Raw genomic sequence first — 14,510 nt, 5'->3', positions numbered from 1 at the left:
ACTCCACGCCCACCGTTGGGGATCGCGTTATTCCAGGACCTGGATCACGCGCCGCGTCTTCGGCTCGACGATGACGCGCCGCTCATTGACGACGGTATAAGCGTAGCCGTCGATATTCGGCACGGTGTGCACTTCGACGGTATCGGGTAGCATCGCGCCGACCTCGATATCGCCGTCATAGACGACGGACGGCGTCTGTTGCTCCATCACATAGGTGCGCACCTCGCCGGGCAGCACGACGGAGCCGGTCGGTGCGGGATCGGTGACAATGACGGTGCTCTGCGCGAAGGCGGCGGAACTGATGGGCAGTATGGCGGCCGCAGCCAGCATGATCTTGCGCATGGGATGTTCTCCTTCTTCAACCTGAGACATCAAGGCAACGCCAGCCGCGCGGCATAGTTCCGCGCGGCCTTCGCCGATGGGGAAGACAGACGCCATGAGCAGTAATTAAGTTGTTGATAAATCAGTTTATGCACCATACGGTTGAGCTGCTCGAATCACGTTCAGTGTGCGTTCGTTCAGGGGGCGGCAGGGGCGTGTTTTTTACTCTTCGTTAACCATGTTGGCGATTTATACCCTGTGAACGGCCGGTCGGTCGTTGATTCGAAGGTCCGTCGCGTTTCGGTTTGCGAATGGATATCTGAAAGACGAATGCGGCGGCTCGAGACATGCGTTTGCGGAAGACGATATCGCTGATGGCCGTAGTGAGCACGATGGCCGGCTGCACGTCGACAGGCGGTGTACGCCAGCCTTCCGGGCCCGAAACCGTGGCGCCTGAAAAGGCGCTGGTCCTGCCGCCGCCGGGCGGCCCCTCGATCGTCAGTGTCGTCGAGCGCAAGCGTGGCAACGGCGTCGAGCAGACCGTATCGCTCTTTACCTCATCCTCCGTGCCCGGCCAGAATTTTCTGAAGGTCCAGTTCCTCGGCGCCTCCGGGGCCAATCCCGGGGCGGGCGATGCGGGCTTCAGCATGATCAATGAGAGCGGCATCCGTCGCGAAGTGGCCCGCGCGGCCCCCGGCGTGCCGATGGCGACGTCGGCGACCTTCCTTCAGAACGCTTACGGGCCCTTCGGCTACGCCTCCGGCCGCAGCCCTGCCGGCGACAGCTGCATCTATGCCTGGCAGCAGATCCGCTCGAGCGTCAACGCCACGAGCCAGGCGCGCAATTTCGGCATGATCCAGCTGCGCCTGCGTCTTTGCGACGCCAGGGCGAGCGAGCGCCAGCTGCTCGGCATCGTCTATGGCTATACCGTCACCGGCACCTTCGACGGTGCGACCTGGAACCCCTACGGCAATCCGCCGCCGGCCGATGCCGCGCTCGGACGCACCGGCGCGCCGGTCTATCCCGACGAGGGCGGTTATCGCGCCAGCCCTATGCCGATCGGTTATGAGCCGGCGCCTGCCATCGTCAGCCGGCCGCGGGTCGTTCCCGTGCGCAGCGCTCCGGCGTCGCAGCCGGCTGCGGGTGCGACATCGTTGCCGGCCCCCATCGGTCCGCGCGTGCCGCTGCCGGGCGAGGCGCCGCAGACGAGCGCAATGCCGGCCGCAGTAGCCGAGCCGGTCGAACAATCCGCAAGGGCGATCGGTGTCACCGTGCCGTCGCCGGACTGCATAGGCGACGCGGCCTTGACGGCCGCCTGCCGGCAATAACGAGCATGCCCGGAGCGCCGAATGGCGGTTCCGGTTGAGCAATTTCGAAGGAACGTCGATGCGCAAAGCCCGCAGTGTCATTATATGGGCCGTGGTTTCGCTCTGCATGATCGTGCTGATCACGCTGCCGGTCAATTTGCAGACCCAGCTCATCACCAGCATCACCGTCGTGACGGTCATGGCGCTGATCAAGGTTTTGAAAGGCGAGGGGACCTGGCGCCTGGTGGCGCTCGCCTTCGGAACCTCGATCGTTCTGCGTTATGTCTACTGGCGCACCACCAATACGCTGCCACCTTTGAATCAGCCTGAGAATTTCATTCCCGGCCTGCTGCTCTATCTTGCCGAAATGTACAGCGTCGCGATGTTGGCGCTCAGCCTCTTCATCGTCGCGACACCGCTGCCGCCGCGCCCTTCGCGCGCCGCCAATCCCGGGCGTCTGCCCCATGTCGATGTCTTCGTGCCGTCTTACAACGAGGATGCCGGGCTTCTCGGAAACACGCTGGCCGCCGCCAAGGCCATGGATTATCCGGCCGACAAGCTGCATGTCTGGCTGCTTGACGACGGCGGCACCCTGCAGAAGCGCAATTCCGGCAAGCTGCTCGAAGCCCAGGCGGCCGCCGCCCGCCATATCGAGCTGAAGCAGCTCTGCGAGGATCTCGACGTCAGCTACCTCACGCGCGACCGCAATGAGCATGCCAAGGCCGGCAATCTCAACAACGGCATGAAACACTCGAGCGGCGAGCTCATCGCCGTCTTCGATGCCGACCACGCGCCGGCCCGCGATTTCCTGCTCGAGACCGTCGGTTATTTCGAAGACGATCCGAAGCTCTTCCTCGTCCAGACGCCGCACTTCTTCATCAATCCCGACCCGCTGGAGCGCAACCTGCGCACCTTCGACAAGATGCCGAGCGAGAACGAGATGTTCTACGGCATCATCCAGCGCGGCCTGGATAAATGGAATGCTGCCTTCTTCTGTGGTTCGGCGGCGGTTTTGAGCCGCAGGGCGCTCGAATCTCAGAACGGCTTTTCCGGCATCAGCATCACCGAGGATTGCGAGACGGCGTTGGCGCTGCACGGCAGCGGCTGGAACAGCATCTATGTCGACAAGCCGCTGATCGCCGGTCTGCAGCCGGCCACCTTCGCCAGCTTCATCGGCCAGCGCAGCCGCTGGGCGCAGGGCATGATGCAGATCCTGCGCTTCCGCTTCCCGTTGCTGAAGCGCGGCCTGTCGATCCCGCAGCGCCTCTGCTACATGTCCTCGACGCTGTTCTGGCTCTTCCCGTTCCCGCGCACCATCTTCCTGTTTGCGCCGCTCTTCTATCTGTTCTTCGACCTGGAAATCTTCACCGCCTCCGGCGGCGAATTCCTGGCCTATACGCTGGCCTATATGCTGGTGAACCTGATGATGCAGAATTACCTCTACGGGTCGTTCCGCTGGCCATGGATTTCCGAGCTTTACGAATATGTTCAGACGGTGCATCTGCTGCCGGCCGTCGTCTCCGTCATGCTCAATCCGCGCAAGCCGACCTTCAAGGTTACCGCCAAGGACGAATCGATCGCCGTCAGCCGCCTGTCGGAGATCAGTCGTCCGTTCTTCGTCATCTTCGCGGTGCAGATCATCGCGCTCGTCATCACCATCTACAGGATCTATGCCGAGCCCTATAAGGCCGACGTGACGCTCGTCGTCGGCGGATGGAACCTCATCAACCTGATCATGGCCGGCTGCGCCCTCGGCGTCGTTTCGGAGCGCGGCGAACGCGCCTTGTCCCGCCGCGTCCGCGTCAACCGGCGCTGTGAATTCGGCGCCAACGGCAAGTGGTATGCGGCCTCGATCGAGGACGTCTCCGTCCACGGCGCAAGGCTTCACATCTTCAACAAGCAACTCGATGAGATGCTGGTCGGCGCCCTCGGGGAAATCCGCTTCCGGCCCTATAGCGGCGCGGAACTGGAAACCCTGCCGCTGATCGTCCGCAATATCGAGCCGTCGGGCGACATCAGCAATGTCGGCTGCCAGTACGTGCCGAAAAGCGCGCTCGACCATCGCCTGATCGCCGACCTGATGTTTGCCAATTCAGGCCAGTGGACCGAGTTCCAGGCGGCGCGCCGCCGCAATCCGGGCCTGATCCGCGGCACGATCTGGTTCCTCGGCCTGTCGCTCTACCAGACCAGCCGCGGCCTCATTTATTTCTTCCGCAGCATGCGGCCGGAGCGGGAAGCCCAGCAGCAGGCGGCAAAGGTCAACGCCGGATGAGAAGAATCGTCGCCGCCTCCCTTTTACTGCTGAATGCCTCCGCCTTCGCCCAGGCGCAGACGGCACCCTTCGACATGTCCGGCGAGCGACCGCCCGGAGCATCCGTGACCCCGAGATTGACGCCGGCCACGCCGCCGGCAGCGCCTGCACCGGCTCCCGTCACGCCTCCGGTTTCCGTATCGCCGGCACCCGCAACCCAGGCTGCTCCCGCACCCGTTCCTTCGGCGATCGCCGTCCAGCCGCAGCCGGCAGTACCGGCGCTCCAGCCAGCCGCGGCGGCAAATGCGGCTGCGCCGCCGCACTCCGGCGATATCCGCCGCTATGTCGTGCCCTTTTCGAAACTTGGTCTCGCCGGCGAATATGATCGCCGGTCATGGTCGGTCTACCTGACCCCGGAAGAGGCGGCGGCCAAGGCGAGCTTCACTTTCGCCTACCAGAATGCGGTCGTCGTCGCGCCTGAAGCCTCGGCGTTGACCGCCTATCTCAATAACCGCCCGATCGGCCAGCAGCGCGTCGGTTCGCCGGATGGCCCGTCGGCCGTCACCTTCGAGGTTCCGCCCGGTTTGCTGCAGCCCGGCGCCAATCTCGTCACCTTTGAAGCCGCCCAGCGCCACCGCACCGATTGCAGCATCCAGTCCACCTATGAATTGTGGTCGAATATCGATCCGGCCGGAACCTATCTGAGTTTTGCCGGCACGGACGCTGCACTGCTGGCGGGCGCCGATGCGATCCGCGCCATCGGCGTCGACGGCGCCGGCAAGACAGAGTTCGACATCGTCGTTCCGGCGCTGGAGCAGCCGGGAACCACCAGGCCGCTGCTTCGACTGGCGCAGGGCCTGTCGGTGTTGAGCAGCATGCCGAACCAGATCTTTGCCTTCAGCGCCACGGCGCTTCCGGCTGCCGGGCCCGGAAAGCTCAGCGTGCTCGTTGGTACCGCGGCGGAGCTGCGGCCGCTCTTTCCCGGCCTGCCGCCCGGCGCCGAAAGTGCGGCACTCGCCGCTTTCGTTACCGATCCTCGCAGCGGCTCGCCGGTGCTTCTGATCAGCGGTCCCTCCTGGCAGGCGGTCTCCTCGGCGATCGATACCATTGTCTCGCCGACGGACAGGTCCTCCGATGTCCGCCGTGACGTGCTGACCACCGAGCGCTGGAGCGCGCCGAACGCGCCGCTGGTCTTTTCCGATACCAGCATCGCCTTGTCCCGGCTCGGCGTGAAGACCACCGAATTCTCCGGCCGGCGGCTGCGGACCAGCTTCAATATCGCCGTGCCGGCCGACTTTTATGCCAATGCCTATGGCGAGGCGAAGGTGCTGCTCGATGCCGCCTATACCGATAACGTGCTGCCCGGCAGCCACATCGATATCTACGTCAACGACAATATCGCCTCCACCGTGCCGATCACCACGACGTCGGGCGGCATTCTCCGCCATCTGCCGATCCGGGTGACGATGCGCCACTTCAAGCCCGGTCTTAACACGATGGCGATCGAGGCGATCTTGATGACCAAGGACGATGCGGCTTGCGCGCCGGGCGCAACCGCCGGCGCGACGCCGCGCTTTGCCCTGTTCGATACCTCTGAGCTGCATATTCCGGATTTCGCCCGCGTCGGTCAGCGTCCGAATCTGGCCGCCATGGCCGGCACCGCCTATCCCTATGGTCGGGCCACGGAACCGACGCCGCTCTTCATCGACCGCATTGACGCCGACACACTTTCGGCCGCCGCAACCCTGCTTGGCCAGATGGCGATCACCGCCGGCCATCCGATCGCCGTCGAAACCGTCGCCTCGCCGAATATGATCGGCGATCGTGATGCCATCTTCATCGGCTCCATCTCGCAGATGCCGGCAACCGCGCTGTCGCAGACCAATATCGCCACGGCGAGCCAGGCCTCCTGGCGTCCCGTGACGGATGCGCAGCCGGGCGTCGTCGACACCGTCACGGCCTTCGAGGAGTGGAATTCCAAAGTCAGCGGCGGCGTCTTGCACAGCCGCGTCATGGCCTTTCGCGAGTGGGTGTCGCGTAATTTCGATATCTCCCGCAGTTCGTTGCAATTCGTGCCCGGCGCCGAGGAGATTTTTACACCGCCCAACGCCGCCACGCTGCTGGTTGCACAGGGCTCCAGCCCCGCGGGAACGGGCTCGTGGACGGTGGTGGCGGCGCCGTCGGCGAAGGATTTGCGTGAAGGGATCGAGGTTCTGACCGCGCAGCTGAACTGGCCGCAGCTATCGGGCCACATCACCACCTATTCGGGCAAGACCGGCAAGATCGAGGCGGTGCCCGTCACCCGTTTCGATTTCGTGCCGTCCATGCCCTGGTCGATCGCCAACTACCGCCTGATCGCCGCCAACTGGCTGTCGACGAACATCCTCTCCTATGCCTTCCTGCTGGTCGTCTTCGTGCTTTTGATCGGGGTCACCACATCGACGATGCTCAAAAGGCTGGGTCGGTCGAAATGAGGCGATTGCGCGCACTCCTGCTGGCGGCAACGGTCGCGCTTGCCCCGGCGGGCGGGCCCGCCGTCGCACAGCAGGCGATGATCAATGCCGCCGCATGGTCGGCCTACAAGGCGAAGTTTCTCGATGCGACCGGCCGCATCGTCGATAACGGCAACGGCAATATCAGCCACAGCGAAGGGCAGGGTTATGGCCTGTTGCTTGCCTATCTCGCAGCCAACCCAGCCGATTTCGAGCAGATCTGGTATTTTACCCGCACCGAACTGCTGCTGCGCGACGATGGCCTGGCCGTTTGGAAATGGGATCCGAACGTCAAGCCGCACGTGGCCGATACCAACAATGCCACCGATGGAGACATGCTGATTGCCTATGCGCTGGCGCTTGCCGGCACGGCGTGGAAACGCGACGACTATATCCTCGCCGCCTCCCGCATGGCGCAGGCTCTGCTTGCCGAAACCGTCGCCAGGTCCGAGGGCCGGACCTTGCTGTTGCCGGGAACCCAGGGTTTTACCGGCGGCGACCGGGACGATGGTCCGGTCGTCAACCCGTCCTACTGGATTTACGAGGCGATCCCGGTAATGTCGGCGCTTGCGCCGTCGGATGCCTGGAAAAAACTGTCGGATGACGGCGTGGAACTGTTGAACACGATGCAGTTCGGCCCGCGCAAGCTTCCGGCCGAATGGGTGAGCCTGCGCGATAAGCCGCGGCCGGCAAAGGGGTTCGACGCCGAGTTCTCATATAACGCCATCCGCATCCCGCTTTACCTCGCGCGCGGCGGCATCACCGACAAGGCGCTGCTCGTGCGCCTGCAAAAGGGGATGTCGCAAGACGGCGTTCCCGCCACCATCGATCTGACCACCGGCCGGCCGAAGACCCTGCTGTCGGACCCCGGTTATCGAATTGTTAACGATGTTGTGGCCTGTGTTGTCGATGGGACCAAGCTGCCGAGCTCGGCCCTGCAATTCGCGCCCGCGCTCTATTATCCATCCACCCTTCAACTGCTGGGGCTGGCTTATATCGGGGAGAAGCATCCGGAGTGTCTGTGAAGTCTTCTCTCGTGGCGGTTTCAGCGGCAGTGGTGGTGGCGAGCCTCGTCACCGGCCTGAAGGACCGTGCCGCTCTGCAGGAAAGGTTCGGTCTGGCGTCTGCCGACAAGCCGGCGCCGGAACTGATGATGATGGGCCGCATCAAGCCGACCGATTCTGCCGGCAATTCCGAATTCAATGCGCAGCTCGTCGCCGACAAGATCGAGGCGATCACCTCCTCGCCGCCATCGGCAGCGGATACATCAGATTCGAATGCCGTCGCGCAGCAGCCTGCAACGCCATCCGCCGCGCCGCCGTCTGAGCCTCAAGCGGCGAGCCCACCGGCGCCGGTCACGCCTTCCATCGTTTCCGAGCCGCCGGCACCGCAGCAGGCCGCCGCCCCGACGCAGCCGGCCGTCGATGAAAGCGCGCTTCGTTATTTCGCCAGCCGCGGCGACAAGGTGCGGCTGCAGGCCGAAATTTCCCGCCTTCAGGCGCTCTACCCGAACTGGGTTCCGCCGGCCGATCCGCTCGCCGTGCCGCAAAACGGCGACAAGCAGCTCGAGGCCATGTGGCAGCTCTATTCGGATGGCCGTTATGCCGAACTGCGCAAGGCGATCGCCGACCGTCAGGCAGCCGGCGCCGGATGGCAGCCGCCGGCCGATCTGCTCGATCGGCTCGACGTCGCCGAGGCCCGCGCCCGCCTCGTCAACGCTTCGGACCTCAAGCAATATGCGACGGTGGTCGATATCGCCGCCGCCACGCCGAGCCTGCTGACCTGCAGCGAGGTCGACGTTCTCTGGCGTGTCGCCGAAGCCTTCATTCAGACGGAGAGGGAACCGCGCGGCCAGGACGCCTACACCTATATCCTGAAGAATTGCACCAATCCGGCCGAACGACAGGCAACGATCGAAAAGGCCTCGACGCTGCTTTCCTATCAGCCGATGCAGGGGTTGCTCGCGCTGGAGAAGCCTGCCGCTGCCGACGGCAGCAGGGAATTCGATGCGATCCGCGACAACCTCGCCCGACGCTTCATGGCCGAAGGCAACGACGATCCGAAGCTCGCTATCGCGCCGGACTATGTCGCCCGCCTCGAAAAGCTCGCAGAAAGCCAGGGCCTGGCCTCCGACGCGCTGCTGCTCGGCTGGTACCAGCTTCGCCGCAACAACGACGCCGATGCCGAAAAATGGTTCCGCGCCGCCCGCGCCAAGCAGGACTCGGCGGCGGCTTCGCAGGGGCTGGCGCTGGCGCTGATCGCCCGCAAGGCGCCTCAGGAAGCCGAGGACGTGATGTTCCGCTGGCGCGCCGAGTCCGATGATGCGAGCGCCACCTATCTCGCTGCCACCGCCAACCTGATGGCGCTGCAGCCGCCGGCCGATCTCGCCGAAGACGTGCTGCATCGCATCGCCGCCGAGGTCATTGCCCGCAAATACGTGCCGACGGCGCAGCAGTTCGGCTGGTATGCCCGTTCCCTCAACCAGTTCCAGACCGCCGCACGCTGGTTCGAGACCGCGCTTGCCTGGAAGCCCGATGACGAGCCCTCCGCCTATGGGCTTGCCGTCACCCGCGAACAGCTGAACGACCGCAAGGCCGTGCTCGCCATCCAGCATGCCTGGGCCGGCCGGTCGACGCGCATCACCAATCTTGAAGACACGTCTTCGCTGAGCCCGAATGGCGCTCCGCTGCCGCCGGCAAAAGGCCCGATTGCCTCGCAGCAGCCGGTTCAGCCGGTGCCGCCGCAGCGTCCCGCCGCCACGGCCGAGCCGCTTCCGGTCGAGCGACCCACCGCACTGCAGCCAGGGCCTGATGCGGCCGTTCGCACGGCAAGATCGGGGATGCAGACGGTCACTGTCCAGCGCGGTCCGCGCCAGACACGCGGCTGCTCGACGACCGTCGATGCGGCGCAGCTCGGCCCGTCCGACGCGCTGTCGCGCGGCTGGTGCCTGATGGATATCAACCGGCCGATGGAAGCGATCTCCGCCTTCGAGGCGGCATTGCAGAGCCCGCTCCGCAAGGATCGCGAAGACGCCGCCTACGGCCAGAGCCTTGCCTATCTGCGCGCCGGCCTTTCCAGCAATGCCGCCGTCGCCGCCACCAAGGCGCCGCAGAGCCGCCAGCGCGCCGCCGAGCTCCAGGTGGCGATCCTCGCCGACCGGGCGCTTTCGGCCTTCGACGCCGGGCGTTATCGTGAAACCCTCGTCTATCTCGATCAGCGCGCCCAGCTGCAGCAGGAACGTATCGACCTGATGGTCCTGCGCGGCTACAGCTACTTCAATCTGAAAATGTACGGTGATGCGACCCGTATCTTCGAAGCCGCAGCCGCGACCGGCAACCGCGATGCCACCCGCGGCCTTGCCGACGTTCGCAAGGTCACCCATCCCGACGTCAACGATTAGCGTTGACGTCGATGTCGCCCTCCGCTACTCGCCTGTGTAGTTCAAAATGTTCCGGCGCCCTTTGCGTGTCTTAAAAGGCGCGCGGCGCTGCAGCGCCCGCAAGGAAACGCCCGTGCCCGCTCTCCATGACATCCTCGACAAGTCCTACGACGCCTTCCTCTTCGACATGGACGGAACGCTCTTGAATTCCATCGCCGTCGTCGAGCGCGTCTGGAGCGAGTGGGCAAGACGCCATGGCTTCGAACCGGAGGTCTTTCTGAAGACGATTCACGGCATCCGCGCGTCCGACGTGATCCGCGGGCTCGGCCTGCCAGGCGTCGATCCGGCCCATGAGGCGGACCTGCTGCTTGCCGAGGAGATGGAGGATGTCTCCGGCATTGTTGAAATCCCCGGCGCCATCCGCTTCCTCTCTGCCATTGCCGATGGCAAATGGGCAATCGTCACCTCGGCGCCGATCGAGCTCGCCAGGCGCCGCATGGCTGCGGCCGGCATCCCGATGCCGAAGGTCATCGTCAGCGGCCAAGAGGTTAAATCAGGCAAGCCCAGCCCCGAGGGTTATCTGCTCGGCGCAAGCCGCCTCGGCGTCGATCCCTCGAAATGCCTGGTCTTCGAAGATGCCGTCGCCGGCATCCTCGCCGGCGAGGCCGCCGGGGCCGACGTGACGGTGATCACTGAAACTCACGCGACACCTTTCGAAACGCCGCATTTTTCGATTCCCGATTACCAGGCATGGCAGCCCCGCCAAACCGCCGAGGGCCGGCTGACGATCGCTGCGATCTGAACATTCCGACAAACCGCCTCTTTTTGTCGGAGGCAAGGTTTTTCTGCTTGCATTGCGCGCGCTGAAAAACTAAACGAAGCAAGCCGTTTCGGCAGGTCGGGGCGTAGCGCAGCCCGGTAGCGCACTTGACTGGGGGTCAAGGGGTCGCTGGTTCGAGTCCAGTCGCCCCGACCATTTATCCCCTTGAAATCCAGTCAGAACATCACGCTTCATTGGTGGCCACTCTCGCAGTCATTGAGAAGAACCGTGGACCTTCAGTGCGGTTTCTGAGCGATCGCGATCATCGATTTTGCCAAGAGCGGAATTCTCCCGACATATTCGAAGTCGACGTCTTCGAAACCTGTGTCCAGCAGCAGGGTGCTCAATGTTCCGGGAGACCAGAATTTGATGTGGCCATGGTCCTTGAGCGGCATGAAATGGTCGTCCATCTTGCCGCTGACAGCCAAGGCCAGATTTTTCCAGTACCCGTGAAAAGGCGTCGACATCACCGCGATGCCGCCGGGCTTCACCAGATCGTACATGGTGGCCGAAAAAGCCTTGGGGTCATAAACGTGTTCAACCACTTCGAGGCTGATCACCGCATCGAAGGTCCCATACCGGCTGGATAGATCTTCGTAGCCGGAGCCGATCTCCAGCGGAAGATCGGGATGGGCCGTCCTTGCTTTCGCAATACCGTCCGCGGACGGATCGACACCGACGACGTCATAACCTTTCCCGGCAAGCACGGCTGCAGCACCGCCGGTACCGCAGCCGAGGTCGAAGACCGCCGTTTCATTTGCCTCCTGAAAACTGTTCTCGAGAACATCGACAACGGCCGGCAAAATATAGGAATGGGCGGTCGTCTGCTTGGCATGCACATAGGTCGTCGCGTCTAGTTCGATAGACATTTTGCCTCCTGGAGTAGTGGGCTCGTCAACCCGATGATACGCAGACACAATGGTACGGCGGACTTTGACGGCAGTGTGGTCCCCCTGTGGTATTAAAGTGATTAGCACCGAAGGCGTTCGCAGCCGCTGGGAGCGCCCGGCCGTTTGGCTAGGCCGTTTGGCTAGGATTGACAGGGTGCCGGGAAGGTGCTGAAAACGGGCCGTAATGTCCCCGTCGCGGCTCAAACGGTCGCTGGATCGGACCCCGCGCTTTAACTATTTAAAATGAATAGCGTGATAAAACACCCTTTGAAGGTGTGGATTGAACAAATACAACAGTTCTTTTTGTGCTATTTCAATCCAAAAAAGGCAGTATTTGTTGAAATTTGTTAAGACTACATCAGGTTTAGAGTGGATAACCCGTTTTTGATGTTGAGTAAACGTGAAATCTCTTCGCATTCGTGTGAATATGTGTAGATTAACATTATCCTTGGTCACGATAGCCTAGTGCGAACCCATGGTGGATATGAAGCAGAATCTCACTTGCAGGCAGGCCCTCTCCGGTGCGTTCCAGGCCCTGTCGGACGAGGCCGTCAAAGCCGGCTGGTCGGAGGGTGATGTTGCCCTCGCGCTCGCCGAACTCGCCGAGGAGCGGGTGATCGAGCTTACCGCCAAGGTGATCACGGAAGGCTTTATACACCCCCAGTTCGCCGCCGGCGGCCGCCGCGGCTAATCCACAGCAACAATCCCGCCGTCTTCGCCGTCATGAAGAAGCCCGCCGCGCGGGCTGCGCAGCCCGTCGAGCGCATTCAGGCAGTGTCGGCGCGACGATAGTGATGCCTTGGCTTGCCTGGCTATCGTTTGAGATATTCGACGGCTTCCCAGACGATGGAAACGATCAAGCAGCTCTCCGGAGAAAAGCCCCGGACGGAGGAGGGACGGCGTGTTTTACCCAACCTCCGGATCAGCTGGTCCTACCTCCAAGGCCGCCCAAACGCGCGAGACGAAATTTTGTTCCCTAATTTTGTTTTGGGGGAATTTGCATAGTTGCTAAAGTTCAAGCCCTCGCGCATAATCGCTTTTGACGGTTGCGGAGGGCGGCCGGCAATGCAAGCGTGAATGCGTTTGCCCTCGGAGGAAATGCGGCGTGATGTTACGATCATCAATCCATCCGCATGATTTACCGCTGTTTTCGGAAGATCTCGATCTGCTGTCTGGGGTGCTCGACAAGGTTTGCGACGAGCGCGGCCTCGTCAGGACGACGCCCGAAGCCGAGCGGATCGGTGCGGTCATCATTCAGCTCTACCGGCAGGGCGTGAAGGACAGCGGTAAACTCGCCGATCTTGCAAAGACCTATCTCTGATACTCTATTCTGCTCGATCGAGGCACCGTTCTTGCGATGCTCGTCGCGGTTCCCTGCGGCTTGCTGAACCGCCCGGATTGCGGGTTGGTTCAGTCGTCGTTGGCGGCGTTGAGGTTTTCCGGCCGGATGCCGTCGTCGCTGGAGGTGCGGGCGCGCAACCGGATGCCGGGGCCGCCTTCATCCTGATTGCCGCTCGACAGAAAGATGATGCCGTGCGCCTCAAGCGTGCTGCGCACATCGAACAGCGCATGCGGCTCGCCCGCAAACTCGCCGGTCTCCAGCGCCGCTACGGTCTCGACCGGCAGGCCGCTTGCGGCGGCGAGCTCTTCGATGCTCATCCCGATCATGGCGCGTGCGCCGCGTATCTGTGTTGCTGTTATCATGACCGAAAATCTAGCGCATTCACCGCAGTTCTCAAGTGGCGCGGGCCGATCAGGCGTCCTTCAATTTCACCCCAAACAGATCGTCATGCATGCGCTCGACCGCGATCCCCATGCCTCCCATCAGGGCGGCCCGGTTTCCGAAGCGGCTGATTTCGATACGCGGCGGATAGGGCGTGCAACGCGGCAGGAAATTCCGGATGGCGTTGACGAGTTCAGGTCTTGCGCCGATGCTGCCGCCGGTGATCACCAGCTCGGGATCGAGCGTTGCGCCGATGGCCGCAATGGCGACCGCCACCAGCCGCGCCGTCTCTTCGATCGCGGCCGCAGCACTGGCCTCTCCTGCATTGAACGCGGCGAAGAGCTCGGCCACGGCGGATGCGTTGCGCCCGCCGAAACCGATGTAGCGGCGCAGCATTGCGACGCTGCCGACCGCGCTCTCAAAGGTTCCAAGCGTAAACCCGCCGGGATCGAAAGCATCTCCGCCGAGCGGAAGATAGGCGATCTCGCCGGCCGCGCCCCGCGCGCCGCGCAGCAGGGCACCGTTGGCGATGATGCCCATGCCGACGCCCGTTCCGAGCGCAATGAAAGCAAAATTGCCGGTCTCGACACCGTGTCCCCGCCACCTCTCGCCTTGCGCGGCCAGGTTGACGTCATTTTCGACGATGACCGGTATGCCCATCCTGTCGCTGAAGACCTGGCGCAGATTGATGGCGTCGATGCCGGGAATGTTCGGCGCCACATTGATATGGCCGGTGGCCGGATCAAGCACGCCGGGGCTGCCCAGAACAGCGAGACGGAGCTTGTCGGCAGTCGTCCCGGCCGCAGCCGCGAGTTCGACGATCAGATCGCTGAACTGATTGACGAGATGCATTCCGCCGCGCGGATCGGTGGCCACTTGGGTTTCGGCCACCACATTTCCTAAGAGATCGCAGATAGCCGCAGCGATCTTGGTGCCTCCGAGATCGATGGAGGCGGCCAGGCCCGCTTTGGCATTGATTTCGTAGATGATCGCATTGCGGCCGGGGCGACCATCGGTCTGCCCGATCGCTTTCAGCCATCCGTCATCCTCGAGGTCGCGCACGACATCGGAGATCGTCTGTTTCGATAGGCCGGTGAGCTTGGCGATATCGGCGCGGGAAATCGACCCACTCGCCAACACGGTGCGGATCACGGCATTGGTTGAGATTTTTCGTGCGATCGGAGTCTGTGCGACAGAAGGGGTCATTGCCATCCCGCTAGCTCGGTCCAATTAGTTCGGAGCATATACTTAATTAGGGCGATATTGGCTGGCCATTATCGCGGTACGGCGCATACTTGGCTTTATCTGAGCGTGTGTACGCATTTTC

The 14,510-nt window shown here is 63.0% G+C and carries 12 protein-coding genes, 1 tRNA gene and 1 pseudogene; 9 read left to right on the top strand and 5 right to left on the bottom strand.

The annotated features are described in order from the left end of the window. Positions 1-27: 27 nt before the first annotated feature. Positions 28-342, bottom strand: a complete 315-nt coding sequence (locus CO666_RS05630; protein ID WP_097611124.1) for a DUF1236 domain-containing protein — start codon at positions 340-342, stop codon at positions 28-30. Positions 343-668: 326 nt separating this feature from the next. Between CO666_RS05630 and bcsN the strand changes: the two genes are divergently transcribed. The 7 genes from bcsN (at position 669) to CO666_RS05595 (ending at position 10,726) form a co-directional block, all read left to right on the top strand. Continuing rightward, a complete protein-coding gene (bcsN, locus tag CO666_RS05625) occupies positions 669-1,649 on the top strand; it encodes a cellulose biosynthesis protein BcsN (RefSeq protein ID WP_097611123.1) in 981 nt (326 codons plus the stop codon). 58 nt (positions 1,650-1,707) lie between these two features. Further along, positions 1,708-3,900: a UDP-forming cellulose synthase catalytic subunit gene (gene bcsA, locus CO666_RS05620; RefSeq protein ID WP_097611401.1), complete on the top strand. Its 2,193-nt coding sequence runs from the start codon at positions 1,708-1,710 to the stop codon at positions 3,898-3,900. Beyond that, entirely contained in the window at positions 3,897-6,353 is a 2,457-nt protein-coding gene (locus CO666_RS05615) for a cellulose biosynthesis cyclic di-GMP-binding regulatory protein BcsB (RefSeq protein WP_097611122.1), read from the top strand. The genes bcsA and CO666_RS05615 overlap by 4 nt, the downstream gene beginning before the upstream one ends. After that, a complete protein-coding gene (locus tag CO666_RS05610; RefSeq protein ID WP_097611121.1) occupies positions 6,350-7,396 on the top strand; it encodes a family 8 glycosyl hydrolase in 1,047 nt (348 codons plus the stop codon). The genes CO666_RS05615 and CO666_RS05610 overlap by 4 nt, the downstream gene beginning before the upstream one ends. After that, a complete protein-coding gene (locus tag CO666_RS05605; RefSeq protein ID WP_097611120.1) occupies positions 7,393-9,771 on the top strand; it encodes a cellulose synthase in 2,379 nt (792 codons plus the stop codon). The genes CO666_RS05610 and CO666_RS05605 overlap by 4 nt, the downstream gene beginning before the upstream one ends. 112 nt (positions 9,772-9,883) lie before the next feature. After that, positions 9,884-10,552 (top strand): HAD family hydrolase, encoded by a 669-nt coding sequence (locus CO666_RS05600; protein ID WP_097611119.1) that lies wholly within the window; start codon positions 9,884-9,886, stop codon positions 10,550-10,552. Positions 10,553-10,649: 97 nt separating this feature from the next. Beyond that, positions 10,650-10,726, top strand: a tRNA-Pro gene (locus CO666_RS05595). Positions 10,727-10,806: 80 nt separating this feature from the next. On the opposite strand, the gene CO666_RS05590 is transcribed toward CO666_RS05595, so the two are convergent. Beyond that, positions 10,807-11,439, bottom strand: a complete 633-nt coding sequence (locus tag CO666_RS05590) for a class I SAM-dependent methyltransferase (RefSeq protein ID WP_010069103.1) — start codon at positions 11,437-11,439, stop codon at positions 10,807-10,809. Between the two features lie 496 nt (positions 11,440-11,935). Here CO666_RS05590 and CO666_RS05585 point away from each other — a divergent pair, with 496 nt between their 5' ends. Further along, on the top strand, positions 11,936-12,151 hold the full coding sequence (locus CO666_RS05585) for a hypothetical protein (RefSeq protein WP_097611118.1): 216 nt from the start codon (positions 11,936-11,938) through the stop codon (positions 12,149-12,151). On the opposite strand, the pseudogene CO666_RS34460 reads toward CO666_RS05585, so the two are convergent. Further along, a pseudogene (locus CO666_RS34460) lies at positions 12,111-12,374 on the bottom strand (DUF982 domain-containing protein). The gene CO666_RS05585 and the pseudogene CO666_RS34460 sit on opposite strands and share 41 nt — an antisense overlap. Positions 12,375-12,568: 194 nt before the next feature. Here CO666_RS34460 and CO666_RS05575 point away from each other — a divergent pair. Further along, complete coding sequence (locus tag CO666_RS05575) at positions 12,569-12,781, top strand: hypothetical protein (protein ID WP_085736835.1); 213 nt, start codon at positions 12,569-12,571, stop codon at positions 12,779-12,781. 89 nt (positions 12,782-12,870) lie between these two features. On the opposite strand, the gene CO666_RS05570 is transcribed toward CO666_RS05575, so the two are convergent. Both CO666_RS05570 and CO666_RS05565 read right to left on the bottom strand, forming a co-directional pair. Further along, positions 12,871-13,164 (bottom strand): helix-turn-helix domain-containing protein, encoded by a 294-nt coding sequence (locus CO666_RS05570; RefSeq protein ID WP_097611117.1) that lies wholly within the window; start codon positions 13,162-13,164, stop codon positions 12,871-12,873. 49 nt (positions 13,165-13,213) lie between these two features. Beyond that, on the bottom strand, positions 13,214-14,395 hold the full coding sequence (locus tag CO666_RS05565) for an ROK family transcriptional regulator (protein ID WP_097611116.1): 1,182 nt from the start codon (positions 14,393-14,395) through the stop codon (positions 13,214-13,216). Positions 14,396-14,510 lie beyond the last annotated feature (115 nt).

It is taken from the genome of Rhizobium chutanense (genome assembly GCF_002531935.1).
In the GTDB taxonomy this organism is placed as follows: domain Bacteria; phylum Pseudomonadota; class Alphaproteobacteria; order Rhizobiales; family Rhizobiaceae; genus Rhizobium; species Rhizobium chutanense.
Note: the sequence above shows the minus strand (reverse complement) of the source record. Positions and strands in the feature narration are given on the sequence as shown.

Excerpts from the sequence above, each read along its gene's own strand:
- CO666_RS05630 (WP_097611124.1), bottom strand. The coding sequence starts at position 342 with ATGCGCAAGATCATGCTGGCTGCGGCCGCCATACTGCCCATCAGTTCC.
- bcsN (WP_097611123.1), top strand. The coding sequence starts at position 669 with ATGCGTTTGCGGAAGACGATATCGCTGATGGCCGTAGTGAGCACGATG.
- bcsA (WP_097611401.1), top strand. The coding sequence starts at position 1,708 with ATGCGCAAAGCCCGCAGTGTCATTATATGGGCCGTGGTTTCGCTCTGC.
- CO666_RS05615 (WP_097611122.1), top strand. The coding sequence starts at position 3,897 with ATGAGAAGAATCGTCGCCGCCTCCCTTTTACTGCTGAATGCCTCCGCC.
- CO666_RS05610 (WP_097611121.1), top strand. The coding sequence starts at position 6,350 with ATGAGGCGATTGCGCGCACTCCTGCTGGCGGCAACGGTCGCGCTTGCC.
- CO666_RS05590 (WP_010069103.1), bottom strand. The coding sequence starts at position 11,439 with ATGTCTATCGAACTAGACGCGACGACCTATGTGCATGCCAAGCAGACG.
- CO666_RS05585 (WP_097611118.1), top strand. The coding sequence starts at position 11,936 with ATGGTGGATATGAAGCAGAATCTCACTTGCAGGCAGGCCCTCTCCGGT.
- CO666_RS05575 (WP_085736835.1), top strand. The coding sequence starts at position 12,569 with ATGTTACGATCATCAATCCATCCGCATGATTTACCGCTGTTTTCGGAA.
- CO666_RS05570 (WP_097611117.1), bottom strand. The coding sequence starts at position 13,164 with ATGATAACAGCAACACAGATACGCGGCGCACGCGCCATGATCGGGATG.
- CO666_RS05565 (WP_097611116.1), bottom strand. The coding sequence starts at position 14,395 with ATGGCAATGACCCCTTCTGTCGCACAGACTCCGATCGCACGAAAAATC.